The sequence below is a fragment of the Streptomyces pyxinicus genome, assembly GCF_024753135.1.
GTDB classification, from domain to species: domain Bacteria; phylum Actinomycetota; class Actinomycetes; order Streptomycetales; family Streptomycetaceae; genus Streptomyces; species Streptomyces pyxinicus.
Genome location: NZ_JANUGP010000007.1, coordinates 139,222 through 163,164, shown reverse-complemented (window position 1 = coordinate 163,164; position 23,943 = coordinate 139,222). Strand labels below are relative to the sequence as shown.

Annotated in this window: 23 protein-coding genes; 20 read left to right on the top strand and 3 right to left on the bottom strand. The window is 70.2% G+C overall.

Going from position 1 to position 23,943, the window contains the following annotated elements; translation table 11 throughout:
* Nucleotides 1–44 precede the first annotated feature (44 nt).
* On the bottom strand, nt 45–1,022 hold the full coding sequence (locus NX794_RS12160) for a RecB family exonuclease (RefSeq protein ID WP_258778457.1): 978 nt from the start codon (nt 1,020–1,022) through the stop codon (nt 45–47).
* A gap of 178 nt (nt 1,023–1,200) precedes the next feature.
* Here NX794_RS12160 and NX794_RS12155 point away from each other — a divergent pair, with 178 nt between their 5' ends.
* The 3 genes from NX794_RS12155 (at nt 1,201) to NX794_RS12145 (ending at nt 4,352) form a co-directional block, all read left to right on the top strand.
* Complete coding sequence (locus NX794_RS12155) at nt 1,201–2,604, top strand: site-2 protease family protein (RefSeq protein WP_258778456.1); 1,404 nt, start codon at nt 1,201–1,203, stop codon at nt 2,602–2,604.
* Nucleotides 2,605–2,668: 64 nt separating this feature from the next.
* Nucleotides 2,669–3,571, top strand: a complete 903-nt coding sequence (locus tag NX794_RS12150) for a tRNA (adenine-N1)-methyltransferase (RefSeq protein ID WP_258778454.1) — start codon at nt 2,669–2,671, stop codon at nt 3,569–3,571.
* 211 nt (nt 3,572–3,782) lie between these two features.
* Complete coding sequence (locus NX794_RS12145) at nt 3,783–4,352, top strand: hypothetical protein (protein ID WP_258778453.1); 570 nt, start codon at nt 3,783–3,785, stop codon at nt 4,350–4,352.
* Between the two features lie 7 nt (nt 4,353–4,359).
* On the opposite strand, the gene NX794_RS12140 is transcribed toward NX794_RS12145, so the two are convergent.
* Complete coding sequence (locus tag NX794_RS12140) at nt 4,360–4,662, bottom strand: ferredoxin (RefSeq protein WP_258778451.1); 303 nt, start codon at nt 4,660–4,662, stop codon at nt 4,360–4,362.
* A gap of 520 nt (nt 4,663–5,182) precedes the next feature.
* Between NX794_RS12140 and arc the strand changes: the two genes are divergently transcribed.
* The 6 genes from arc to prcA all read left to right on the top strand — a co-directional run bounded on the left by arc (nt 5,183) and on the right by prcA (nt 11,333).
* A complete protein-coding gene (gene arc, locus NX794_RS12135) occupies nt 5,183–6,949 on the top strand; it encodes a proteasome ATPase (RefSeq protein ID WP_258778450.1) in 1,767 nt (588 codons plus the stop codon).
* A gap of 232 nt (nt 6,950–7,181) precedes the next feature.
* A complete protein-coding gene (dop, locus tag NX794_RS12130) occupies nt 7,182–8,693 on the top strand; it encodes a depupylase/deamidase Dop (protein ID WP_346434224.1) in 1,512 nt (503 codons plus the stop codon).
* A gap of 173 nt (nt 8,694–8,866) precedes the next feature.
* Entirely contained in the window at nt 8,867–9,085 is a 219-nt protein-coding gene (locus NX794_RS12125; RefSeq protein ID WP_258778448.1) for a ubiquitin-like protein Pup, read from the top strand.
* A 43-nt stretch (nt 9,086–9,128) separates the two neighbouring features.
* The gene (locus tag NX794_RS12120; RefSeq protein WP_258778446.1) at nt 9,129–9,722 is read left to right on the top strand and encodes an endonuclease VII domain-containing protein; all 594 of its coding nucleotides are present in this window, start codon (nt 9,129–9,131) and stop codon (nt 9,720–9,722) included.
* Nucleotides 9,674–10,519 carry a proteasome subunit beta gene (gene prcB, locus NX794_RS12115; RefSeq protein ID WP_258778445.1) on the top strand — a complete coding sequence of 282 codons (846 nt, stop codon included), beginning with the start codon at nt 9,674–9,676 and terminating at the stop codon, nt 10,517–10,519. The genes NX794_RS12120 and prcB overlap by 49 nt, the downstream gene beginning before the upstream one ends.
* A gap of 61 nt (nt 10,520–10,580) precedes the next feature.
* Complete coding sequence (gene prcA, locus NX794_RS12110) at nt 10,581–11,333, top strand: proteasome subunit alpha (RefSeq protein WP_258778442.1); 753 nt, start codon at nt 10,581–10,583, stop codon at nt 11,331–11,333.
* Between the two features lie 73 nt (nt 11,334–11,406).
* Here prcA and NX794_RS12105 read toward each other — a convergent pair whose 3' ends face one another.
* A complete protein-coding gene (locus NX794_RS12105; RefSeq protein ID WP_258778441.1) occupies nt 11,407–12,423 on the bottom strand; it encodes a LacI family DNA-binding transcriptional regulator in 1,017 nt (338 codons plus the stop codon).
* A gap of 122 nt (nt 12,424–12,545) precedes the next feature.
* Between NX794_RS12105 and NX794_RS12100 the strand changes: the two genes are divergently transcribed.
* From NX794_RS12100 to NX794_RS12050, 11 genes are all read left to right on the top strand, one after another.
* A complete protein-coding gene (locus NX794_RS12100) occupies nt 12,546–13,805 on the top strand; it encodes an MFS transporter (RefSeq protein ID WP_258778439.1) in 1,260 nt (419 codons plus the stop codon).
* Between the two features lie 9 nt (nt 13,806–13,814).
* A complete protein-coding gene (pafA, locus tag NX794_RS12095) occupies nt 13,815–15,176 on the top strand; it encodes a Pup--protein ligase (protein ID WP_258778438.1) in 1,362 nt (453 codons plus the stop codon).
* Between the two features lie 142 nt (nt 15,177–15,318).
* Entirely contained in the window at nt 15,319–16,323 is a 1,005-nt protein-coding gene (locus tag NX794_RS12090) for an FKBP-type peptidyl-prolyl cis-trans isomerase (protein WP_258778437.1), read from the top strand.
* Between the two features lie 87 nt (nt 16,324–16,410).
* Entirely contained in the window at nt 16,411–16,782 is a 372-nt protein-coding gene (locus tag NX794_RS12085; RefSeq protein WP_258778436.1) for an FKBP-type peptidyl-prolyl cis-trans isomerase, read from the top strand.
* Between the two features lie 169 nt (nt 16,783–16,951).
* Complete coding sequence (locus NX794_RS12080; protein WP_258778435.1) at nt 16,952–17,905, top strand: helix-turn-helix transcriptional regulator; 954 nt, start codon at nt 16,952–16,954, stop codon at nt 17,903–17,905.
* Between the two features lie 14 nt (nt 17,906–17,919).
* Nucleotides 17,920–18,966 (top strand): helix-turn-helix transcriptional regulator, encoded by a 1,047-nt coding sequence (locus NX794_RS12075; RefSeq protein ID WP_258778434.1) that lies wholly within the window; start codon nt 17,920–17,922, stop codon nt 18,964–18,966.
* Between the two features lie 56 nt (nt 18,967–19,022).
* Complete coding sequence (locus NX794_RS12070; protein ID WP_258778602.1) at nt 19,023–19,256, top strand: CpXC domain-containing protein; 234 nt, start codon at nt 19,023–19,025, stop codon at nt 19,254–19,256.
* A gap of 10 nt (nt 19,257–19,266) precedes the next feature.
* The gene (locus NX794_RS12065; protein WP_258778433.1) at nt 19,267–19,464 is read left to right on the top strand and encodes a hypothetical protein; all 198 of its coding nucleotides are present in this window, start codon (nt 19,267–19,269) and stop codon (nt 19,462–19,464) included.
* Nucleotides 19,465–19,725: 261 nt separating this feature from the next.
* A complete protein-coding gene (gene tatA, locus NX794_RS12060; RefSeq protein ID WP_258778431.1) occupies nt 19,726–20,004 on the top strand; it encodes a Sec-independent protein translocase subunit TatA in 279 nt (92 codons plus the stop codon).
* A gap of 95 nt (nt 20,005–20,099) precedes the next feature.
* Nucleotides 20,100–20,984: a twin-arginine translocase subunit TatC gene (tatC, locus tag NX794_RS12055; RefSeq protein WP_258778429.1), complete on the top strand. Its 885-nt coding sequence runs from the start codon at nt 20,100–20,102 to the stop codon at nt 20,982–20,984.
* 86 nt (nt 20,985–21,070) lie between these two features.
* Nucleotides 21,071–23,920, top strand: coding sequence for a DEAD/DEAH box helicase (locus NX794_RS12050; RefSeq protein ID WP_258778428.1), 2,850 nt, complete (start codon nt 21,071–21,073; stop codon nt 23,918–23,920).
* The last annotated feature ends 23 nt before the right edge of the window (nt 23,921–23,943 follow it).

The window sequence follows — 23,943 nt, the reverse complement described above, 5'->3', positions numbered from 1 at the left end:
ACTCCTTATACCTAGTCCGGCCCCATTCTGCCCTGCGCCCCCGCTCAGCCGACAGCGGCTCCCGACCCCTCGACCGGCAGGACCGGCAGCGGATACGGCGGGGGAGTGCCCCCGAACTCCGGGCAGTGCGCCTGGTGATCGCACCAGCCGCACAGCTTCGTCGGCCGAGGCCGCCACTCACCCGTCCGCGTCGCCCGCACGATCGCCTCCCACAACGCGTGCAGCTTCCGCTCCACCCGCTCCAGATCCGCCACCACCGGGTCGTACGTCAGCACATCACCACTGCCCAGATACACCAGCTGCAACCGGCGCGGCACCACCCGCTTCAACCGCCACACCACCAGCGCGTAGAACTTCATCTGGAACAGCGCGCCCTCCGCGTACTCCGGCCGGGGCGCCTTGCCCGTCTTGTAGTCGACGATCCGCACCTCACCGGTCGGCGCCACGTCCACCCGGTCGATGATCCCGCGCAGCCGCAGCCCCGAATCCAGCTCCGCCTCCACGAACAGCTCCCGCTCGGCCGGCTCCAGCCGCGCCGGATCCTCCAGCGTGAACCAGCGCTCCACCAGCTGCTCCGCCTCCCGCAGCCAGCCCGCCAGCCGCTCACCCTCCGGATCGTCGGCGAACAGCTCGCCCACCTCCGGCCGGCTCTCCAGCAGCCGGTCCCACTGCCCCGGCACCAACGCCCTGGCCGCCGGCGCCGTCCGCTCCCCGGCCGGCGCGTCGAACAACCGCTCCAGCACCGCGTGCACCAGCGTGCCCCGCGTCGCCGCCGCACTCGGCTTCTCCGGCAACCGGTCGATCACCCGGAACCGGTACAGCAACGGACACTGCATGAAGTCACCGGCCCGCGACGGCGACAACGAGGACGGCGCCGCGGCCGGCCGGACCCCCTCCCGGCCCCGCCCCGCCGCCGAGGAATCCGGCGCCGCCTCCCGCGACACCGGGTGCGGCAGAGCCACCCCGTCCGGCTGCGCGGGCCCGCCGGGTACGGCGCCCGCCTCCTCGATGCTGCTGTCCATGCCCACAGACCTTACGGCCCACCACTGACAGTCACCCAGCCGCCGCCCGCGTCCGCCGGGCCACGACGGGGCGAACACAGAGGGTGCCGGGGCGGAACGTGCCACCACGGCCGCATACCATCGACCAGAGACCCTTCCGCCCGCCAGGCGCGGAAGACGCTTCGAACGAGGGGACACCGTGGACGTGAGCGGCGGGAACGGGCAGCCGGGGTCCGGCGACGACAAGCCGGCCGAACACCCCGCAGGCCCCACGCCCCCGGCCGGCCGGCCCACCGGCCCCGAGGCACCCGGCCGGGAACAGCCCCACACCCCGAGCGCCGGCCACCCCGCCGACACCCACGACAGCACCCCCACCGACCCCCACGACCACCGCTCCCTCGCCCACTCCGGCATCGCCAAGGGCGAACCCCCGCAGCCCCGCCCCAAGGAACCCGGCGGCGGCATCCTCATGGGCCGGCCCTTCGGCGTCCCCGTCTACGTGGCACCCAGCTGGTTCCTCGTCGCCGCCCTCATCACCTGGGTCTTCGGCGGACAGCTCGACCGCGTCCTGCCCGAGCTCGGCGCCGCCCGCTACCTCGTCTCCCTCTTCTTCGCCGTCGCCTTCTACGCCTCCGTCCTGGTCCACGAACTCGCCCACACCCTCGCCGCCATCCGCTTCGAACTCCCCGTCCGCCGCATCCAGCTCCAGTTCTTCGGCGGCGTCTCCGAGATCGAGAAGGAAGCCGAGACCCCCGGCCGCGAATTCGTCCTCGCCTTCGTCGGCCCCCTGCTCTCCCTCGTCCTCGCCGGCCTGTTCTACCTCGCCATGAAACCCGTCGAACCCGGCACCGTCCCCGGCGTCCTCCTCGCCGGCCTCATGGTCTCCAACCTCATCGTCGCCATCTTCAACCTGCTCCCCGGCCTGCCCCTCGACGGCGGCCGCATGCTCCGCGCCGTCGTCTGGAAACTCACCGGCAAACCCATGAGCGGCACCGTCGCCGCCGCCTGGGTCGGCCGCGCCCTCGCCGTCACCGTCCTCATCGGCCTGCCCCTCCTCAACTCCTCCAGCACCTTCGGCAACGGCGGCCAGGACACCGGCGGCATGGACACCGTCACCGACGCGCTGCTCGCCGCCATCCTCGCCGCGATCATCTGGACCGGCGCCGGCAACAGCCTGCGCATGGCCCGCCTGCGCGAACACCTCCCCGAACTGCACGCCCGCACCCTCACCCGACGCGCCGTACCCGTCGAGACCGACACCCCCCTCTCCGAGGCCCTGCGCCGCGCCAACGCCGCCGGCGCCCGCGCCCTCGTCGTCGTCGACGCCGACGGCCACCCCCTCTCCCTCGTCCGCGAAGCCGCCATCGTCGGCGTCCCCGAACACCGCCGCCCCTGGATCGCCGTCAGCGGCCTCGCCCAGGACCTCACCGACGGCATGCGCGTCTCCGCCGAACTCTCCGGCGAAGACCTCCTCGACACCCTGCGCGCCACCCCCGCCACCGAATACCTCGTCGTCGAGGAGACCGGCGAGATCTACGGCGTCCTCTCCGCCGCCGACGTCGAACGCGCCTTCGTCAAGGCCATGGCCCGCCCCACCGCCTGAACGCCCCCGCCGAGCGGCCCTCGCCGTGGTCGGCGCCCCCCGCAAAGGCCGGTAGGCTGTTCACATGTCCGAACCGACCGGTGCCGCCCGCAGGCGCGGGCCTTTCAAGGTCGGGGACCAGGTACAGCTGACCGACCCCAAGGGCCGCCACTACACGTTCACGCTCGAAGCCGGGAAGAACTTCCACACCCACAAGGGCTCCTTCCCGCACGACGAACTGATCGGCGCTCCCGAGGGCAGCGTTGTCCGCACCACCGGCAACGTCGCCTACCTCGCGCTGCGCCCCCTGCTCCCCGACTACGTCCTGTCCATGCCCCGCGGGGCAGCCGTCGTCTACCCCAAGGACGCCGGACAGATCCTCGCCTTCGCCGACATCTTCCCCGGCGCACGCGTCGTCGAGGCAGGCGTCGGCTCCGGCTCCCTCAGCAGCTTCCTGCTGCGGGCTATCGGCGACCAGGGCATGCTGCACTCCTACGAGCGCCGCGAGGACTTCGCCGACATCGCCCGGCAGAACATCGAACGCTACTTCGGCGGCCCCCACCCCGCCTGGCAGCTCACCGTCGGCGACCTCCAGGACAACCTGTCCGACACCGACGTCGACCGCGTCATCCTCGACATGCTCGCCCCCTGGGAATGCCTGGAGGCCGTCTCCAAGGCCCTCGTCCCCGGCGGCATCCTGTGCTGCTACGTGGCCACCACCACCCAGCTCGCCCGGACCGTGGAGTCCATCCGCGAGATCGGCTGCTTCAACGAGCCGACCGCCTGGGAGAACATGATCCGCAACTGGCACATCGAGGGCCTCGCCGTCCGCCCCGACCACCGGATGATCGGCCACACCGGCTTCCTCCTCACCGCCCGCCGCCTCGCCGACGGCGTCGAGCCCCCCATGCGCCGCCGCCGCCCCGCCAAGGGCGCCTACGGCGAGGACTACGCCGGCCCCAACGCCGACGGCGGCACCGGCCGCTGACCCGGCCCCGCCTGCACAACGCACCGGCGCCGTGCCCAGGTTCCCGCCCACCACGGGAACTCGGGCACGGCGCCCACGCGTTGACCGGACACACCCACCACCCCCGGTCCGCTGCCCGCGGAAAGGCCGCACCCCGCCGTTCCCCCGCCCCGTGACATGTGGCACCATGCTGGCCACCCCACCGGCACAGCCCTCACAGGAGACACTCCTAGTGCAGCCATCCGCCGTCCCGGAGCTCGCCCACACCCGGACCCGGCCCATCCACTGGGTCGCCACCGCCACGGCCCTCGCCGGCGTCGTCGCCCTCTCCACCCTCGCCCAGCCCGGACCGGCCACCGCCGCCCAGCCCGCCACCGGCACCAAGACCGCCGCCGCGGCACCCCCCGCCACCACCGGCGTCGCCTTCCCCCTCACCTGCGGCACCGTCAAAGCCGTCGTCACGAAGAAGGCCACCGGCGACCTCGACGGCGACGGGCGCCCCGAAACCGTCGCCGTCGTCCACTGCGACGCCCCCATGGGCACCCCACCCGACGGCGTCTACGTCCTCACCCGCGCCGCCGGCAGCGCCACACCCCGCGTCGTCGCCACCCTCGTCGACCCCAAGGACCGGGTCACCGTCACCGACTTCACCCTGCACGCCGGCACCGTCACCGCCACGCTCCTCGGCTACTCCACCGACAGCGTGCCCAGTTGCTGCCCCGACGTGAAAACCCCGGCCGCATGGACATGGAACGGACACACCTTCCTCCGCTCCACCCCGGCCGGGGCCCACAGCGTCTGAACCCGGCTCACCCCGCCTCGGGCCCGAACACCTCCACACTGTCCGAAACCCGACGCACGTGAATGCACTCCCCAGGACACTCCCTGGCCGAGTCCACCACATCCGTCAGCAACGGCAACGGCACCGGAACCGACGCCCCCGGATCCTGCAGCAGCGCCTCGTCCGCGCCCTTCACATACGCCAGCCCGTCGATGTCCAGCTCGAACACCTCAGGCGCGTACTGGGCACAGATCCCGTCGCCGGTACACAGATCCTGATCGATCCAGACCTCCAGCGCCTCCCCGCCCGGGGCCTCCTGCTGCACGGTCACCTCTCCTGCCGTCGGACCGCCCCACGACCCGGCGGCGCGAAGGCCAGCCCGGACCGCGGCAACGGCTGTTGAACACCCCCGACCCTACCTCCGCACCCCGACCCGCCCGGATCCCCCGGCCCCGGGTTTCCCACCCACCCCACCCGGGTACGAGCGACCGACCGGAAGAGGGGCACCCCACCCACCAGAACCGGCCGGCACACGCCGGACCGGAGGTGACAACCACCAGCGAAACCGTCGCTCTGCGTGACAGACGCCCGAGCGCCCACCGCCATGCCCGCAACCCGCCCCACCCACCCGCAACGGACAACTCCGGCCAGTCACGGAGGGATTTGACCACGCCATACCAGGAACAACCTGCTTTCCCCTCACGTTCAGTGGGTATCCCCTCCGTGCGAGGGAGAGCGCAGCGGGTGACCGACGACACACCTTGACAGTCTTGGTGATCTAGGGGTTTCAATCGTCACCCACCCAGGTAGGGTCTGGAAGCGTCCAGCTCCCCTTGGAGGAGGTGAGGACCGTGGCAGCCCACGACGACGACATGAACCGCGGCATCCGCCCGGGACGCGGGTCCGACGACCCGGCCGGGCAGATTGCCTACCTTGAGCAGGAGATCGCCGTCCTGCGACGCAAGCTCGCCGACTCTCCGCGACACACGAGAATTCTCGAAGAGCGGATCGTCGAGCTGCAGACAAACCTGGCCGGCGTGTCCGCCCAGAACGAACGACTGGCCAACACCCTCCGCGAGGCCCGCGACCAGATCGTGGCCCTCAAGGAAGAAGTCGACCGGCTCGCCCAGCCACCGGCCGGCTTCGGAGTGTTCCTGCAAGCCAACGAGGACGCCACCGCCGACATCTTCACCGGCGGCCGCAAACTCCGGGTGAACGTCAGCCCCAGCGTCGACCTCGACGACCTGCGCCGCGGCCAGGAAGTCATGCTCAACGAAGCACTCAACGTGGTCGAAGCCATGGAGTACGAGAGCGTCGGCGACATCGTCACCCTCAAGGAGATCCTTGAGGACGGCGAACGCGCCCTCGTCCTCGGCCACACCGACGAGGAACGCGTGGTCCGCCTCGCCGAACCCCTGCGCGGCATCACCATCCGCGCCGGCGACGCCCTCCTGCTCGAACCCCGCTCCGGATACGTCTACGAAGTCGTCCCCAAGAGCGAGGTCGAAGAACTCGTCCTCGAAGAAGTCCCCGACATCGGATACGAACAGATCGGCGGCCTCGGCAACCAGATCGAAGCCATCCGCGACGCCGTCGAGCTGCCGTACCTCTACCCCGACCTCTTCAAGGAGCACGAGCTGCGCCCGCCCAAGGGCGTCCTGCTCTACGGCCCCCCCGGCTGCGGAAAGACCCTCATCGCCAAGGCCGTCGCCAACTCACTGGCCAAAAAGGTCGCCGAGGTCACCGGCCAGGCCGCCGGCAAGAGCTTCTTCCTCAACATCAAGGGCCCCGAACTCCTCAACAAGTACGTCGGCGAGACCGAGCGACAGATCCGCCTCGTCTTCCAGCGAGCCCGCGAAAAGGCCAGCGAGGGCACCCCCGTCATCGTCTTCTTCGACGAGATGGAATCCCTCTTCCGCACCCGCGGCTCCGGCGTCAGCTCCGACGTGGAGAACACCATCGTCCCCCAGCTGCTCGCCGAGATCGACGGAGTCGAAGGCCTGCAGAACGTGGTCGTCATCGGCGCCTCCAACCGCGAGGACATGATCGACCCCGCCATCCTGCGCCCCGGCCGGCTCGACGTGAAGATCAAGATCGAGCGCCCCGACGCCGAAGCCGCCAAGGACATCTTCGGCAAGTACCTCACCGAACGCCTCCCGCTCCACTCCGACGACCTCGACGAACACAGTGGCGACAAGACCACCACCGTCCAGAGCATGATCCAGACGGCCGTGGAGCACATGTACGCCGAATCCGAGGAGAACCGCTTCCTGGAAGTCACCTACGCCAACGGCGACAAGGAAGTCCTCTACTTCAAGGACTTCAACAGCGGCGCCATGATCGAGAACATCGTCGGCCGCGCCAAGAAAATGGCGATCAAGGACTTCCTCGACAAGAGCCAGAAGGGCCTCCGCGTCTCCCACCTCCTCCAGGCCTGCGTGGACGAGTTCAAGGAGAACGAAGACCTGCCCAACACCACCAACCCCGACGACTGGGCCCGCATCTCCGGAAAGAAGGGCGAACGGATCGTCTACATCCGCACCCTCATCACCGGAAAGCAAGGCGCGGACACCGGACGCTCCATCGACACCGTGGCGAACACCGGTCAGTACCTGTAACACCAGGGCGGCTGCGGGTCCCCACACCGGGTACCCGCAGCCGTCCGCTTTTCCGGCCACGACCGGAGCAGCCAATGACGCAAATGATCTCCCCACCAGCGCAAAGGCGTTCTAGGCTCGTTCCTACCGCCGAGTCGCGCAGTGCGGGGACGGGCACCGCACACGCACCGGAGCAACAGCGGTACGCGAGCGACGCCCACGACCGAGGGTGCCGCCGGGCAAGGAGGGCCGCATGACCGTACGGCGAGTAATGGGCATCGAGACGGAGTACGGGATCTCCGTCCCCGGGCACCCCAACGCCAATGCCATGCTCACCTCGTCCCAGATCGTCAACGCCTACGCAGCGGCGATGCACCGGGCCCGCCGGGCCCGCTGGGACTTCGAGGAAGAGAACCCGCTACGCGACGCACGAGGCTTCGACCTCGCCCGCGAGTCCGCCGACGCCAGCCAGCTCACCGACGAGGACATCGGCCTCGCCAACGTCATCCTCACCAACGGCGCACGCCTCTACGTCGACCACGCCCATCCCGAATACAGCGCCCCCGAGGTCACCAACCCCCGCGACGCCGTCCTCTGGGACAAGGCCGGCGAACGCATCATGGCCGAGGCCGCAGACCGAGCCGCCCAGCTTCCCGGCGCCCAGCCCATCCACCTCTACAAGAACAACACCGACAACAAGGGCGCCTCCTACGGCACGCACGAGAACTACCTGATGAAGCGGGAGACCCCCTTCTCGGACATCGTGCGCCACCTCACGCCCTTCTTCGTCTCCCGCCAGGTCTTCGCCGGCGCCGGCCGCGTCGGCATCGGCCAGGACGGCCATGAACACGGCTTCCAGCTCAGCCAGCGCGCCGACTACTTCGAGGTCGAGGTCGGCCTGGAGACGACACTCAAACGGCCCATCATCAACACCCGGGACGAACCCCACGCCGACGCCGAGAAGTACCGCCGCCTCCATGTCATCATCGGCGACGCCAACCTCTCCGAGATCTCCACCTACCTCAAGCTCGGCACCACCGCCCTCGTCCTCTCCATGATCGAGGACGGCTTCATCGCCGTCGACCTGGCCGTCGACCAGCCCGTCCGCACCCTCCACCAGGTCTCCCACGACCCGTCCCTGCAACGCCTCGTCACCCTCCGCAGCGGCCGCACCCTCACCGCGGTCCAGCTCCAGATGGAGTACTTCGAGCTGGCCCGCAAATACGTCGAGGAACGCTACGGAGCCGACGCCGACGACCAGACCAAGGACGTCCTCAGCCGCTGGGAGGACACCCTCACCCGGCTGGAGAACGACCCCATGAGCCTCGCCGGCGAACTCGACTGGGTCGCCAAACGCGAACTCATGGAGGGCTACCGGCGCCGCGACGACCTCGACTGGGACGCCGCCCGGCTCCACCTCGTCGACCTCCAGTACGCGGACGTACGGGCCGAGAAAGGCCTCTACAACCGCCTGGCGGCCCGCGGACGCATCAAGCGGCTCCTCGACGAGACCGAGGTCGACCGGGCCCGCACCAAGCCACCGGAGGACACCCGCGCCTACTTCCGCGGCCGCTGCCTGGAGCAGTACGCCGACGACGTGGCCGCGGCCAGCTGGGACTCGGTCATCTTCGACCTCCCCGGCCGGGACTCCCTCCAGCGCGTTCCAACCCTCGAACCACTACGCGGAACGCGAAATCACGTCAAGGAGCTGCTGGACCGCTGCCGCAACGCGGAAGACCTGGTCAGGGTCCTTTCGGGCGGCTGAGCGCGACCAGTGGGTACCCGTACCGGCCCCGGGCGGACGGGGTGGAAATCCCACCGCCCGGGAATCATCGAGGTGGCCCCCGCACGTTGTGGAAACTGCGGGGCCGATGTCGGACCCGGCTTGTAGGGTCTGATCATCACCGATCGGCAGGCGAACTGAGCGGGGTGAGGGTTATGGCAACCAAGGACACCGGCGGCGGCCAGCAGAAGGCGACGCACTCCACCGACCAGGTCGAGGAGCAGACGCAGGACGCGCAGGCTTCCGAAGACCTCAAGGAACGACAGGAAAAACTGTCGGACGACGTGGACTCGGTGCTGGACGAGATTGATGATGTCCTCGAGGAAAATGCCGAGGATTTCGTGCGCTCATTCGTTCAGAAGGGTGGGCAGTAGGGCCTTTTGGCCTTCGAATCTAAGGTTCGGCTCGGGGGTGTGAGTGAGCGAGGGGCAGGAGGCGAAGCGTTGCTCGCGGTGCAAGGAGGTCAGGCCGCGAGCGGCCTTCGCTCGTAACAAGGCGGCACGCGACGGCCTGCAGGCCTATTGCCGGGAATGCTGGGCGGCGTACCACCAGGAACGCCAACTGGCCAAAGGCAGAAACGTCCGTCCGAGGGTGGAGACGCCCGAGGGGCACAAGTACTGCCGGAGCTGCGGGAAGATCAAGCCCCACCAGGACTGGCACCGCAATGCGACCGCCTCCGACGGCCTGTCCACGAGTTGCAAGGCGTGCCGCGCGGCAAGAGGGCGGGCGGGCCATCTGAAGCGCCATTACGGCCTCACGGAGAGCGAGCGCGACAAACTGATCGCCTCTCAGGGCGGCGTCTGTTGCATCTGTCTGGCGGCTCCGGCCGCACATGTGGATCACTGCCATGAGACGGGTAGGGTCCGTGGCGTACTGTGCTTCAGCTGCAATGCCGCGCTGGGGCAGTTCAAGGATCAGCCCGAGGCCATAAGGCGGGCTGCTGCATACGTGGAAGGAAACGCGTGGAAGCCAACACTCGTAGCACCGGGCGTCTACCAGCTGCCTTCCTGACGCCAGGGTCCTCCTCCTTCATGGACTTCGTCTCCGTGCACCAGCCCGAGCTGCTGCCGGGCAACCGGCAGTTGCCGCCGGTGAAGGGTGTGATCGAGGCGCCGCACGGGACGACCATCGTGGCGGCGACGTTCCCGGGCGGTGTGGTCTTGGCCGGCGACCGTCGGGCGACGATGGGGAACATGATCGCGCAGCGGGACATCGAGAAGGTGTTCCCGGCGGACGAGTACTCGGCGGTCGGCATCGCCGGCACCGCCGGTCTGGCCGTGGAGATGGTCAAGCTCTTCCAGTTGGAGCTGGAGCACTTCGAGAAGGTCGAGGGCGCTCAGCTGTCGCTGGAGGGCAAGGCGAACCGGTTGTCGACGATGATCCGGTCGAACCTGGGCATGGCGATGCAGGGTCTGGCGGTGGTCCCGCTGTTCGCGGGGTACGACCTGGACCGGGAGCGGGGCAGGATCTTCTCGTACGACGTGACGGGCGGCCGTTCCGAGGAGCACCACTTCGCGGCGACGGGTTCCGGTTCGATCTTCGCGCGTGGTGCGATGAAGAAGCTGTTCCGTGAGGATCTGACCGAGGAGCAGGCCACCACGCTGGTGGTGCAGGCGCTGTACGACGCGGCTGACGACGACTCGGCGACCGGTGGTCCCGATGTCGCCCGCCGGATCTACCCGATCATCACCGTGATCACCGAGGACGGCTTCCGCCGGCTCACGGAGGACGAGGCGTCCGGGATCGCGCGCGCGGTGCTCCAGAAGCGTCTGGAGGAGCCGGACGGCCCGCGGGCCGCTCTGCTCTGAGCGCCGGGCCGGTTGTTTTCAAGGTGATCCAGTGACCATGACAGAAAGGGACGGATAACCGGTGTCGACGCCGTTCTATGTCTCACCTCAGCAGGCCATGGCCGACCGGGCGGAGTACGCCCGTAAGGGCATCGCCCGGGGCCGCAGCCTGGTCGTGCTGCAGTATGCCGACGGCATCGTGTTCGTCGGCGAGAACCCGTCCCGTGCGCTGCACAAGTTCAGCGAGATCTATGACCGGATCGGTTTCGCGGCCGCCGGTAAGTACAACGAGTACGAGAATCTGCGGATCGGCGGTGTGCGGTATGCCGATCTGCGGGGTTACACCTATGACCGGGACGATGTGACGGCCCGCGGCCTGGCGAACGTGTACGCCCAGACGCTCGGCACGATCTTCTCCTCGGCGGCAGAGAAGCCGTACGAGGTGGAGTTGGTGGTGGCGGAGGTGGGGGAGACCCCGGAGGGTGACCAGATCTACCGGCTGCCGCATGACGGGTCGATCGTGGATGAGCACGGTTCGGTCGCGGTGGGCGGTAACGCGGAGCAGATCAGCGGTTTCCTGGATCAGCGGCACCGGGACGGGATGACGCTGGCGGAGGCGCTGAAGCTGGCGGTGCAGGCGTTGTCGCGGGACACCAACGGCGGTGAGCGGGAGATTCCCGCGGAGCGGCTTGAGGTGGCGGTGCTCGACCGGACACGTCCGCAGAAGCGGAAGTTCAAGCGTGTCGTGGGCCGTCAGCTGGCGCGGCTGCTGGCGGCGGGCGGTGCGTCGACGGAGGCGGAGAGCGCGGCGGAGGACGGTTCCGAGGAGGAGTAGTCCTGCCGGCGGTCTCGTGCCGTCGTGTCGTGTGGGTGCCCCGGCCGGGTTTCCGGTCGGGGCGCTCGGCGTTTCAGGGGCTGGGCGGGGGCGCTGTGGAGCCGCGTACGACGAGGTGGACGGGGATGTCGGTGGGGTCGGGGGTGCGGCCGTCGAGGACGGCGAGGAGGGCGTGCATGCCGTGTTCGCCGAAGAGTTCGGCGTCGAGTCGGACGGTGGTGAGTTCGGGGTCGAGGGCGGTGGCGAGGGCGAGGTCGTCGAGGCCGGTGACGGAGATGTCGTCGGGGACGCGCAGGCCGAGGCGGCGGATGGCTTTGTAGGCGCCGGCGGCGAGTTTGTCGTCGTCGCAGATGATGGCGGTGGGGCGGGGTCCCGGGGTGGTGAGGGCGGTTTCGGTGGCGGTGCGGGCGCCGTCGATGGAGATGGGGGCGGCGGCGGTGCTGAGGCGGGTGCCGGGGGTGGCGGCGAGGCGGGTGGTGAGTTCGCGGGCGCGGACGTCGAAGGTCCAGGAGGGGACGTCGGCGGCGAGGTGGAGGAGGTGGCGGTGGCCGAGGGTGAGGAGGTGGTCGGTGACCTGGCGGATGCCGTCGGCGATGTCGAGGTTGACGGTGGCGGCGCCGAGGCTGCCGTCGGGGTCGCTGTCGAGCATGACGAGGGGGAGTTGGTCGCCCCGGATGGCGGTGAGGGCGTCGGCGGCCATGGAGGAGGCGATGACGCCGTCGAGGGCGGTCTGGGCGGAGGCGAAGGGGTCGCGGGCGGGGCCGATGCCTTCGGGGGAGGGGTAGAGGACGACGCCGAAGCCGTGGTCGGCGGCGACGCGGGCGGCGCCGGTGTAGACGCCGGCGAAGAATTCGGTGGTGAGGGCGGGGACGACGAGGAGGACGGTGCGGGTGTGGCCGAGGCGGAGGTTGCGGGCGGCGAGGTTGGGCCGGTAGCCGAGGTCGCGGGCGGCTTCGCGGACGCGTTGGGCGGTGGTCTCGGAGACCCGGCCGCGCCATTTGTCGCCGAGGACGAGGGAGACGGCGGCCTGGGAGACGCCGGCCGCCTGGGCGACGTCACGGCTGGTCGGGCGCGTGCTGTTGCGTGCCACCGTGGGCGTGCTCCTTCGTCTGGACGTGTGAACAGCGCACATGGTACGTATGGGAGCGGAAGTTATACGTAAAACGTCCGGGCGCAGCGGGTCCGGTCGGTGTGCTGGAGGGCAGGCGGGTCATGGCGACGGGCTATCTGGAGATACTCCGGGCGCGGCATGCGCTGCGGCTGCTGACCGGCACTCTGGTGGGCCGGCTGCCGAATGCGACGGCGGCGATCGCGCTGGTGCTGTTCGTGCGGGCGCAGGGTGGCACGTACAGCCTGGCGGGTGCGCTGGCGGCGGTGTACGGCGTGGCGAACGCGGTGGGCCAGCCGGTGCTGGGCCGGCTGGTGGACCTGTACGGGCAGCCGCGGGTGCAGTTGCCGGCGGCGGTGCTGGCGGCGCTGGCGATGTCGGTGTTCGCGCTGTCGGGGACGGATCCGCTGCCGTTCGCCTATGCGGCGGTGGCGGCGTCGGGGCTGTTCACGCCGCCGTTGGAGGGGGGTCTGCGGGCGCTGTGGCCGTCGGTGCTGCGGCGTGAGGAGCAGGTGCATGTGGCGTACGCGATGGACGCGGTGGCGCAGGAGATCATGTTCACGGTGGGGCCGCTGCTGGTGACGCTGTGCGTGTCGCTGTGGGACGAGCGGGCGGCGCTGCTGGTGCTGAGTGCGCTGGGGGTGCTGGGCGCGCTGTCGGTGGTGGTGTCGGCGCCGTCGCGGGCGTGGCGTTCGGCGCCCCGGGAGGCGCACTGGCTGGGGGCGCTGCGGTCGCCGGGGTTGCTGGCGCTGCTGGCGGCGTTCCTGTTCGTGGGGATCGCGCTGGGGTCGATCACGGTGGCGTCGGTGTCGTACGCGGACGGTCACGGGGGTGACGCGGTGTACGGCTGGCTGATGACGGGGCTGGGTCTGGGGGCGCTGGCGGGTGGCGCGGTCTACGGTGCGCGGCGGTGGGCGGGGGCGCCGGAGCGGCGGCTGCGGGTGCTGGTGGCGTTGCTGGCGGTGTGTTACCTGCCGTTGCTGCTGACACCGGGTGTGGTGGCGATGGTGGCGTTGAGTGTGGTGTCGGGGGTGTTCCTGGCGCCGTGTATCGCGTGTGCGTTCATCATCGTGGACCGGCATGCTCCGGCGGGGACGGTCACCGAGGCTTTCTCCTGGCTGGTGACGACGTTCACGGTGGGCGCGTCGGTGGGTACGGGGCTGGCGGGGCCGGTGGTCGAGGCCGGTGGGGCGGTGTGGGGGTTCGCGCTGCCGGGTGCGGCGGGGGTGGTGTCGCTGCTGGTCCTGCTGGCCACGGGGCGGGTCCTCGCAGCTCCCGTGCGGGGTGCGGTCGTTGCGGCTTCATCGGAAACTGATCCAAATCGTGCTGCCGAACCCCGTTTCAGCGCAGGGGATCGGGCGTAATGTTCAGTCATGGACCGCCGCATTTTCGGGCTGGAGAACGAGTACGGCGTCACGTGCACGTTCAGGGGACAGCGCCGCCTGTCTCCTGACGAGGTGGCGCGGTACCTCTTCCGCCGTGTCGTGTCATGGGGCCGCAGCAGCAATGTCTTTCTGCGGAACGGCGCCCGGCTGTATCTCGACGTGGGCTCACATCCGGAATACGCGACACCCGAATGTGACAACGTGACCGAGCTGGTCACCCACGACAAGGCCGGCGAGCGCATTCTCGAAGGACTCCTGGTGGACGCGGAGCGACGCCTGCACGAGGAGGGAATCGCGGGCGACGTCTACCTTTTCAAGAACAACACGGACTCGGCGGGCAACTCCTACGGATGCCACGAGAACTATCTGGTGGCGCGGCACGGGGAGTTCTCCCGGCTGGCCGACATCCTCATCCCGTTCCTGGTGACGAGGCAGCTGCTGTGCGGTGCGGGCAAGGTGCTGCAGACGCCGCGCGGCGCGGTGTACTGCGTGAGCCAGCGCGCGGAGCACATCTGGGAGGGCGTGTCGTCGGCGACGACGCGTTCCCGGCCGATCATCAACACGCGGGACGAGCCGCACGCGGACGCGGAGCGTTACCGCCGGCTGCATGTCATCGTGGGCGACTCGAACATGTCCGAGACGACGATGCTGCTGAAGGTCGGCGCGACGGATCTGGTGCTGCGCATGATCGAGGCGGGCACGGTGATGCGGGATCTGACGCTGGAGAACCCGATCCGGGCGATCCGTGAGGTCAGCCATGACATCACGGGCCGGCGCAAGGTGCGGCTGGCCAGTGGCCGGGAGGCGTCGGCGCTGGAGGTGCAGCGCGAGTACTTCGACAAGGCCGTGGACTTCTGTGAGCGCCGGGGTATCCGTACGGGCACGGTCGCGCAGGTCCTGGAGCTGTGGGGCCGGACGCTCGACGCGATCGAGACGGAGGATCTGGACCGGATCGCGACCGAGATCGACTGGGTGATGAAGTACAAGCTCATCGAGCGGTACCGGGCGAAGCACAACATGACGATGTCGCATCCGCGGGTCGCGCAGATAGACCTCGCGTATCACGACATCCACCGTCGTCGTGGTCTGTACTACCTGCTGGAGAAGAAGGGTCAGGCGGCGCGGATCTGCAATGACTTGAAGATCTTCGAGGGCAAGTCGGTCCCGCCGCAGACGACTCGGGCGCGGTTGCGCGGTGACTTCATCCGGCGGGCGCAGGAGCAGCGCCGGGACTTCACGGTCGACTGGGTGCATCTGAAGCTCAACGACCAGGCGCAGCGCACCGTGTTGTGCAAGGACCCGTTCCGTTCGGTGGACGATCGGGTGGAGAAGCTGATCGCCGGAATGTAGGCCGGGCGCCGGAGTCAAGCGTTCGGGCGGTGAATTGCGGGAACGCCACACGGGCGTCGTACGTTTTCCGTACGGCGCCCTTCGCGCGTCGTAGAGTTGCGCGCACGCCATCCGCAAGATCGATCGATTACGAGGCTTTTCCGTGCGCCGACGCTCGCTGCTCCTCGCTGCTCTGCCCGCTGGTCTGGTCACTCTCGCCGCGTGCGGGGACGACGGGTCCGACACCGGCAAGACCGGTGTGTCGCCGTCGCCCTCGGGGTCGAGTGCGCCGCCGCCGAAGATCGTGGACGGTCCGTTGCCGGCGGTGACGGCGGGGGTGAAGTTCGGTGAGAAGCCGACGATCGCGAAGGGGTCGGGGGAGCCGTCGAAGAACCTGGCGGTGAAGACGCTGATCGCGGGCAGTGGCCGGCCGGTCGCGGAGAACGAGTTCATCCAGGCCGACTATCTGGGCCAGATCTGGGACACCGGCAAGGTCTTCGACAACTCCTACGACCGGGGCCGGCCGCTGCTGATGCAGCTCGCGCAGGGCACGATCATCGACGGCTGGCGGTATGCGCTGCTGGGGAAGAAGACGGGCAGCCGGATCGAGATCGCGGTGCCGCCGCAGTACGGCTATGGCAAGTCGGGTGAGTCGCAGGCGGGGATCAAGGGCACCGACACGCTGGTGTTCGTGATCGATCTGATCGATTCCTTCAACTCGTCGTCGTCCGCGAAGGGCAAGGCGGTGGCGCAGGGCGACGCGGCGCTGCCGAAGGTGGCGACGAACACCGACGGCAAGGTGCCGAAGGTGACGGTGCCGAAGTCGGCTCCGCCGAAGAAGCTGGTGTCGGAGTACGTCCTGGAGGGGGACGGGGCGCAGGTGAAGTCGGATCAGACGGTGCTGTGCCAGTTCCAGGGGCTGGTGTGGGACAGCGGCAAGACGTTCCAGCAGACGTATGGTTCGGGCCGGCTCAGCCAGTTCTCGATCGAGCAGATGCAGCAGGCGGTGAAGGGCCTGGCGCAGGGGCTGACGGGCAAGAAGGTGGGCAGCCGGGTGCTGGTCGTCGTTCCGCCGGAGCTGGGCTACGGCGACAACCCGCCGAGCGGGGGCGTGATCAAGAAGGGCTCGACGCTGGTGTTCACGGTGGACATCCTCGCCGCGATGTAGGGGCGGGGTGCCCGCTTGCGGGCGGGCGGGGTCCGGGGATGACAGACTGTCGGCGTTTCGTGTCGTACACCAGCAGGAGCTTTTGACGTGAGCATCGAGAAGCCCGAGATCGACTTCCCGGGTGGCGAGCCCCCGGCGGACCTGGAGATCAAGGACATCTGGGAGGGGGACGGCGAGGTCGCGCAGGCGGGTCAGACCGTCACCGTGCACTACGTGGGCGTGGCCTTCAGCACCGGCGAGGAGTTCGACGCCAGCTGGAACCGGGGTACCCCGTTCCGCTTCCCGCTGGGCGGCGGCCGGGTCATCGCGGGCTGGGACCGTGGCGTGCAGGGCATGAAGGTCGGTGGCCGCCGCCAGCTGACCATCCCGGCCCACCTGGCCTACGGCAACCAGAGCCCCACTCCGGCGATCAAGCCCGGTGAGACGCTGATCTTCGTGGTGGACCTGCTCGGAGTCTGATCTCCCCGGCTCACCACTGCGCCGTTGTCGATCGTCCGGTCGGGTGCGACCGGATCCGATCGTCCGGGGCCCACGCCTGTTCGGGCGTGGGCCCTCGGCTTTTGTCACCGCGCCGCGGAGCGGTACGGTCATCGGTCGGAAGCACCATAGGAGAAGGCGAAGGGCGTCGATGGCCATTGCCAAGGCTGAGCGGCTGATGAACCTCGCGCTGTGCCTGCTGGGGACGCGGCGGCCGCTCAGCAAGCGCGAGCTGCGGGAGTCCATCGAGGCCTACCTGGAGGCGGGCAGCGACGACTCCTTCAACCGCATGTTCGAGCGGGACAAGGACGACCTGCGCGAGCTGGGTCTGGTCATCGAGACCGTGGAGAACCTGGACGGCGAGGTCGGCTATCTCGCCCGCCGCGACAGCAACCGTCTGCCGCCCATCACGCTGGACGCCGAGGAGGCCGCCGCGCTCGGCCTGGCCGCCAAGGTCTGGCAGCAGGCCCGGCTGGCCGGGGCCGCCAGCGGCGCCCTGCAGAAGCTGCGCGCCGCCGGCCTGCCCGAGGACGTCGACCCCTACGGCGCGCACGGCGCCCTGGAGCCGCGCATCCCGGTGCACGAGGCCGCCTTCGAGCCGCTGATGCTGGCCTGCCGGGACCGCCGTCCGGTCCTGTTCGACTACCGCAAGGCCTCCGCCGTACACCCCGAGCCCCGCCATGTGGAGCCGTGGGCGCTGGAGTGCTGGCGCGGCCACTGGTACCTGGCCGGCTTCGACCGGGACCGGGGCGCGGAGCGGGTGTTCCGGCTGTCCCGGATCACCGGCAAGGTCCGCTCCCGGGGGACGGGCTTCACCGCGCCGGTACCGGACGTGGTGACCGTGCGGGAGACCGTCGCGGGCTGGGCCGGAGAGACGGCCGACCGCTCGGCGCTGATCCGGCTGCGTTCGGGCGCCGGTTACCCCCTTCGGGCGAAGGCCACGGCGGTCCGGGAACTCGGGGACGGCTGGGACGAGTTGGAGATTCCGTACGGGCACGGACTCGACGCCTGGCTGGTGGAGTTCGGGCCGGACGTGGTGGTGCTGGAGCCGGCCGAGCTGCGCGCCGACGTGGTGGACCGGCTGCGTGCCGTGGCCAAGGGCTGAGGGGGAACAGGACGGTGGCAGGCAAACCGGTCAGGACCGTGAACGCGATCGACCAGACCCGGCGGATGCTCTCGCTGGTCACATACCTGCGCGAGCGCCCCGGCGCCCGGATCGCGGACGTGGCGCGTGCCTTCGGCATCACCGAGGACGAGCTGGTCGCGGACCTGGACCTGCTGCCCATGTGCGGCACCAGTTTCCGTGGCGGCGATCTGCTGGACATCGACACCGACGGCGAGCGCATCTGGTGGCACAACCCGGCCGCGCTCGGCGAGGAGGCGGCCGAGCCGCTGCGCCTCGCGGCGGACGAGGCCACGGCCCTGCTGGTGGCCGCGCGCGCGGTCTCCACCCTGCCGGGCCTCCGGGAGGGCGACCGGCAGGCGCTGCTGCGGGCGACCGCCAAGGTGGAGACGGCGGCCGGCGAGGCGGCGGGCGCCAGCGCCCGGCTGTCGGTGACCTTCGAGTCCGAGGGCGGCGTCTTCGCCGACGTCGACCGGGCGATCTCCGAGCGCCGCCGGCTGTGGATCCGCTACTACTCCCCGGCCCGGGACGAGGTCACCGAGCGGGAGATCGACCCGATCCGCCTGGTCAGCGTCGGCCACACCTATGTGGAAGCCTGGTGCCGGCGCTCCGAGGCCCGGCGCACCTTCCGGCTGGACCGGGTCGCCGAGATCCGGATCCTCGACGAGCCGTCCGCGCCGCCGGAGATCGAGCTGCGGGACCTGTCGGAGGCGCTGGTGCAGCCGGCCGCCGAGGACCCCGAGGTCGTGATCGAGGTCGGACCCGGCGGGCGCTGGGTCGCCGAGTACTACCCGCACGACAGCGCCGACGAGCTGCCCGACGGCGGGCTGCGGATCACCCTGCGCACCCCCGACCCGGCCTCGCTCAGACGGCTGGCCCTGCGGCTGGGCCGCGACGGCCGGATCGTGTCCCCGCCGGAGCTGGCGGACAGCGCCCGCCGGGCGGCCCGCGGGGCACTGGCGGCCTACGACGTCCCGGAGGGTGCGGGGGCCGCGGCCCGGGACGCCGGTGACCGGCGGGGACGTGAGGAGCGAGCGCGGTGAGCGAGTCCCCGGTGCCCGGTGCGGGTGAGATCACGGCGGCGACCGCCTTCGCCGGGATGCGGAAGGTGGTCCCGGTGGTCTTCCGAGCGGGCTGCCCAAACTGCCGGGGCCGCTTCGAACTCGCCGCGGGCGCCCTGCGGCTCGCCATCGGCGCCAGCAGTCGTACGACGTTCTACTCCTTCACCTGCCCCGAGTGCGGAGCGGCGGTGCGCAAGCCGGCCGGGGAGCGCATCGTGGAGCTGCTCACCGGGGGCGGGGTGCGCACTCTGCGGCTGCATCCCACCGTTTAGGCTCGGCGTCATGTTCTGGCCGATGTTCGCGGTAGCCGTGGGTTTCCTGGGTCTCGTCGTGCTGGGGGTGTTCGCCGTGCGGGTGTTCCTGGAGGCGCGGCGCCTCGGGCAGCAGGTGGCGGACTCCGCGCGCCGTATCAACGGGGCGGCGGAGGATCTGGAGCGGGCGGCCGTGCGGGCCGCGACCCGCGCGGCCGACGCCGTCTGACCGTTTTCCGTGAGAACGGTGTGAGACCTGCGGCACAGCCGCTTTGCGCCGCTTCGCCCTGTCCTGTTGCCCAGGGCGACAGGTACGCTGCTGGTCGCGGCGCGCAGAACGAGGCGTGTGCCGCTGACGGGGAGTACGCACGGGGATTGCCTGCTGTTCACCCCTGAGCGTTACGATCGCTGGCAGCACGGCCGTCGGACGCGGGTCCGGCCGACCGGACAGCACCCCACCCCAGCAGCCTCGGTGAGAAGGTAAAGACTTATGTTGCGAAATCTCGGCGGAACCGAGATCGTTCTCATCCTCGTCGTCATCGTCCTGCTGTTCGGCGCGAAGAAGCTTCCGGACATGGCCCGCTCGCTGGGCAAGTCCGCCCGCATCCTGAAGAGCGAGGCGAAGGCGATGAAGGAGGACGGCGATTCCTCGACCCCGCCACCCGCCTCGAACGAGCAGCCCCCGTCCCAGCGCACCATCAAGGCGTCCCCCGGCGATGTGACCAGCTCCCGGCCGGTCAACGAGCCCACGGACACCCCCCAGCGCTGACCCACGGCCGGACCCCCTCCGGCCGGCCCGCACAAGAATGAGGACGTGGGTTGCTGAAGTCCGCCCGCAAGAAAGAGAAGGACCCAGAGGGGCGGATGCCTCTCGTGGAGCATCTTCGCGAGCTGCGCAACCGGCTCGCGAAGGCGATGCTGGCGATCACGGTCGTCTCCGTGGTGGTCGCCTTCCACAGCCAGGACCTGATGTCCTTCCTCATGCACCCGGTCCCGCGCTGCAGCAAGGGTCTGGGTGAGTCCACCGGCGGCCACTGCGCCGTCATCGCCTACACCGACCTGCTGTCGCCCTTCACCACCACGGTGAAGGTCTGCTTCATGGCCGGTGTGATCATCTCCAGCCCGGTGTGGCTGTACCAGCTCTGGGCGTTCGTCGCCCCCGGTCTGCACCGGCACGAGCGGAAGTACACCTACTGCTTCGTGGCCGCCGCCGTGCCCCTCTTCCTGGCCGGCGCCTGGCTCGCCTACACCATCCTGCCCATCAGCATGCGCGTGCTCCTCGGCATCACGCCCGAGGGCTCGGCGAACATCCTGCCGATGGACAAGGTCCTGGACTTCATCGTCCGGATGATCCTCATCTTCGGCGGCGCCTTCGAGCTGCCGCTGCTGCTGGTGATGCTCAACTTCGTGGGCCTGGTCACCGGCCGCCGGATGGCCAGCTGGTGGCGCGGTGTCGTGATGGGCGTCTTCGTCTTCGGTGCCGTGGCGACGCCCACCACTGACCCGTTCGGCATGATCGCCCTCGCCGGCCCCATCGTGGTGCTGTACTTCATCGCCGTCGGCGTGTCGATGCTCAACGACAGGCGGCGCCGCCGTAACAGCCCCGACGCGGAGCTGGACGACGACGAGGCCTCCGTGCTCGATCTGACGCCCGAGAGCGTCGGTGCCGTCGAGCCCCTCTCCGCGTCCCGCGCGCTGCCCGAGCAGGCCACCACGGACCGGGTCAACGGCTACGACGACGTCACCTGAGCCGGCGCGGCCCGAGCCGCCGCCCGCTGCCCCCGTCCTGCTGGGCGGGGGCTTTCGCGTGGGCCGGTCAACCCATGTTCGGGATAATGATCGTCCGGTTGTCGGTGGGGCCCGGTACGCTCGAAAGCACGATGACAGAGGACCTCTCACCGGCCGAGCGGTACGCGGCAGCCCGCAGGCGGGCAGCCGAGCAGGCCACCGCACTCGCGTCCTTCCGCGAGATGTACGACTTCGGCCTCGACCCCTTCCAGATCGAGGCCTGCCAGGCACTGGAGGCCGGCAAGGGCGTGCTGGTGGCCGCCCCCACCGGCTCGGGCAAGACGATCGTGGGCGAGTTCGCCGTCCACCTCGCCCTGCGGCAGGGCAAGAAGTGTTTCTACACGACCCCCATCAAGGCGCTGTCCAACCAGAAGTACGCCGACCTGTGCAGGCGCTACGGCGCGGAGCGGGTCGGTCTGCTCACCGGGGACAACAGCGTGAACTCCGACGCCCCCGTGGTCGTGATGACCACCGAGGTGCTGCGGAACATGCTGTACGCCGGCTCCCAGACCCTGCTCGGCCTCGGCCACGTGGTCATGGACGAGGTGCACTACCTCTCCGACCGCTTCCGCGGCGCCGTCTGGGAGGAAGTGATCATCCACCTGCCGGAGTCGGTCACCCTGGTGTCCCTGTCGGCGACGGTGTCCAACGCCGAGGAGTTCGGCGACTGGCTGGACACCGTGCGCGGCGACACCGAGGTGATCGTCTCCGAGCACCGGCCCGTGCCGCTGTTCCAGCACGTGCTCGCCGGGCGGCGGATGTACGACCTGTTCGAGGAGGGCGAGGGCCACAAGAAGGCCGTCAACCCCGACCTCGCGCGGCTGGCCCGGATGGAGGCCACCCGGCCGTCGTACCAGGACCGGCGGCGCGGGCGCGCGATGCGCGAGGCGGACCGGGAGCGTGAGCGCCGGCAGCGCTCGCGGGTGTGGACGCCGGGCCGCCCGGAGGTCATCGAGCGGCTCGACTCCGAGGGCCTGCTGCCCGCCATCACCTTCATCTTCAGCCGCGCCGCCTGCGAGGCCGCCGTCCAGCAGTGCCTGTACGCGGGCCTGAGGCTGAATGACGACGAGGCGCGGGGCCGGGTCCGCGCCCTGGTCGAGGAGCGCACCGCCGCCATCCCACGCGAGGACCTGCACGTCCTGGGCTACTACGAATGGCTGGAGGGCCTGGAGCGGGGCATCGCCGCCCACCACGCGGGCATGCTTCCCACCTTCAAGGAGGTCGTGGAGGAGCTGTTCGTCCGCGGTCTGGTCAAGGCGGTGTTCGCCACCGAGACCCTGGCGCTCGGCATCAACATGCCCGCCCGCTCGGTGGTGCTGGAGAAGCTCGTCAAGTGGAACGGCGAGCAGCACGCCGACATCACGCCGGGCGAGTACACCCAGCTCACCGGCCGCGCCGGGCGCCGGGGCATCGACGTCGAGGGCCACGCGGTCGTGCTCTGGCAGCGCGGTATGAGCCCCGAGCACCTCGCCGGCCTGGCCGGTACCCGCACCTATCCGCTGCGCTCCAGCTTCAAGCCGTCGTACAACATGGCGGTCAACCTGGTCGAGCAGTTCGGCCGGCACCGCTCGCGCGAGCTGCTGGAGACCTCCTTCGCCCAGTTCCAGGCCGACAAGTCGGTCGTCGGGATCTCCCGCCAGGTGCAGCGCAACGAGGAGGGCCTGGCCGGCTACAAGGCGTCCATGACCTGCCACCTCGGCGACTTCGAGGAGTACGCGCGGCTGCGCCGGGAGCTGAAGGACCGCGAGACCGAGCTGGCCCGGCAGGGTGCCGGCCAGCGCCGGGCCGAGGCGGCCGTCGCGTTGCAGAAGCTCAAACCCGGCGACGTCATCCATGTGCCGACGGGCAAGTACGCCGGGCTGGCGCTGGTCCTCGACCCGGGCCTGCCGGCCGGCCGGTCCGACGGTCACCGCTTCGACCAGCACGACGGCCCGCGCCCGCTGGTGCTGACCGCCGAGCGGCAGGTCAAGCGGCTGGCGTCGATGGACTTCCCGGTGCCGGTGGAGCCGCTGGACCGGATGCGGATCCCGAAGTCCTTCAACGCGCGCTCACCGCACTCCCGCCGGGACCTGGCGTCCGCGCTGCGTTCCAAGGCCGGGCACATCCCGCCCGAGCGGGCCCGCAAGAAGCGCTCGGCCGCCGCAGACGACCGGGAGATCGCCCGGCTGCGCACCGCCATCCGCGCCCACCCCTGCCACGGCTGCGACGACCGCGAGGACCACGCCCGCTGGGCCGAGCGCCACCACCGGCTGATCCGCGACACCTCCCAGCTGGAGCGGCGTATCGAGGGCCGCACCAACACCATCGCGCGCACCTTCGACCGCATCGTGGCCCTGCTCACCGAGCTGGACTATCTGCGCGGCGACGAGGTCACCGAGCACGGCAAGCGGCTCGCCCGGCTCTACGGCGAACTCGACCTGCTGGCCAGTGAATGCCTGCGCGAGGGCGTCTGGGAGGGTCTCGGCCCGGCCGAACTCGCGGCGTGCGTCTCGGCGTTGGTGTACGAGGCGCGGGTCGGCGACGACGCGATGGCGCCCAAGCTGCCCTCGGGCGGGGCGAAGGCGGCGCTCGGCGAGATGGTCCGCATCTGGGGCCGGCTCGACGCCCTGGAGGAGGACTTCCGGATCAACCAGACCGAGGGCGTCGGCCAGCGGGAGCCGGATCTCGGGTTCGCCTGGGCCGCGTACATGTGGGCCTCGGGCAAGGGGCTCGACGAGGTGCTGCGCGAGGCGGAGATGCCCGCCGGTGACTTCGTGCGCTGGTGCAAGCAGGTCATCGACGTGCTCGGGCAGATCTCCGCGGCGGCGCCGGGCGCGGACTCGACCGTGGCGAAGTCCGCGCGCAAGGCCGTCGACCAGCTGCTGCGGGGCGTGGTGGCCTACTCGTCGGTGGGCTGAGCGCCGGGCCGCTGCGGGACCCC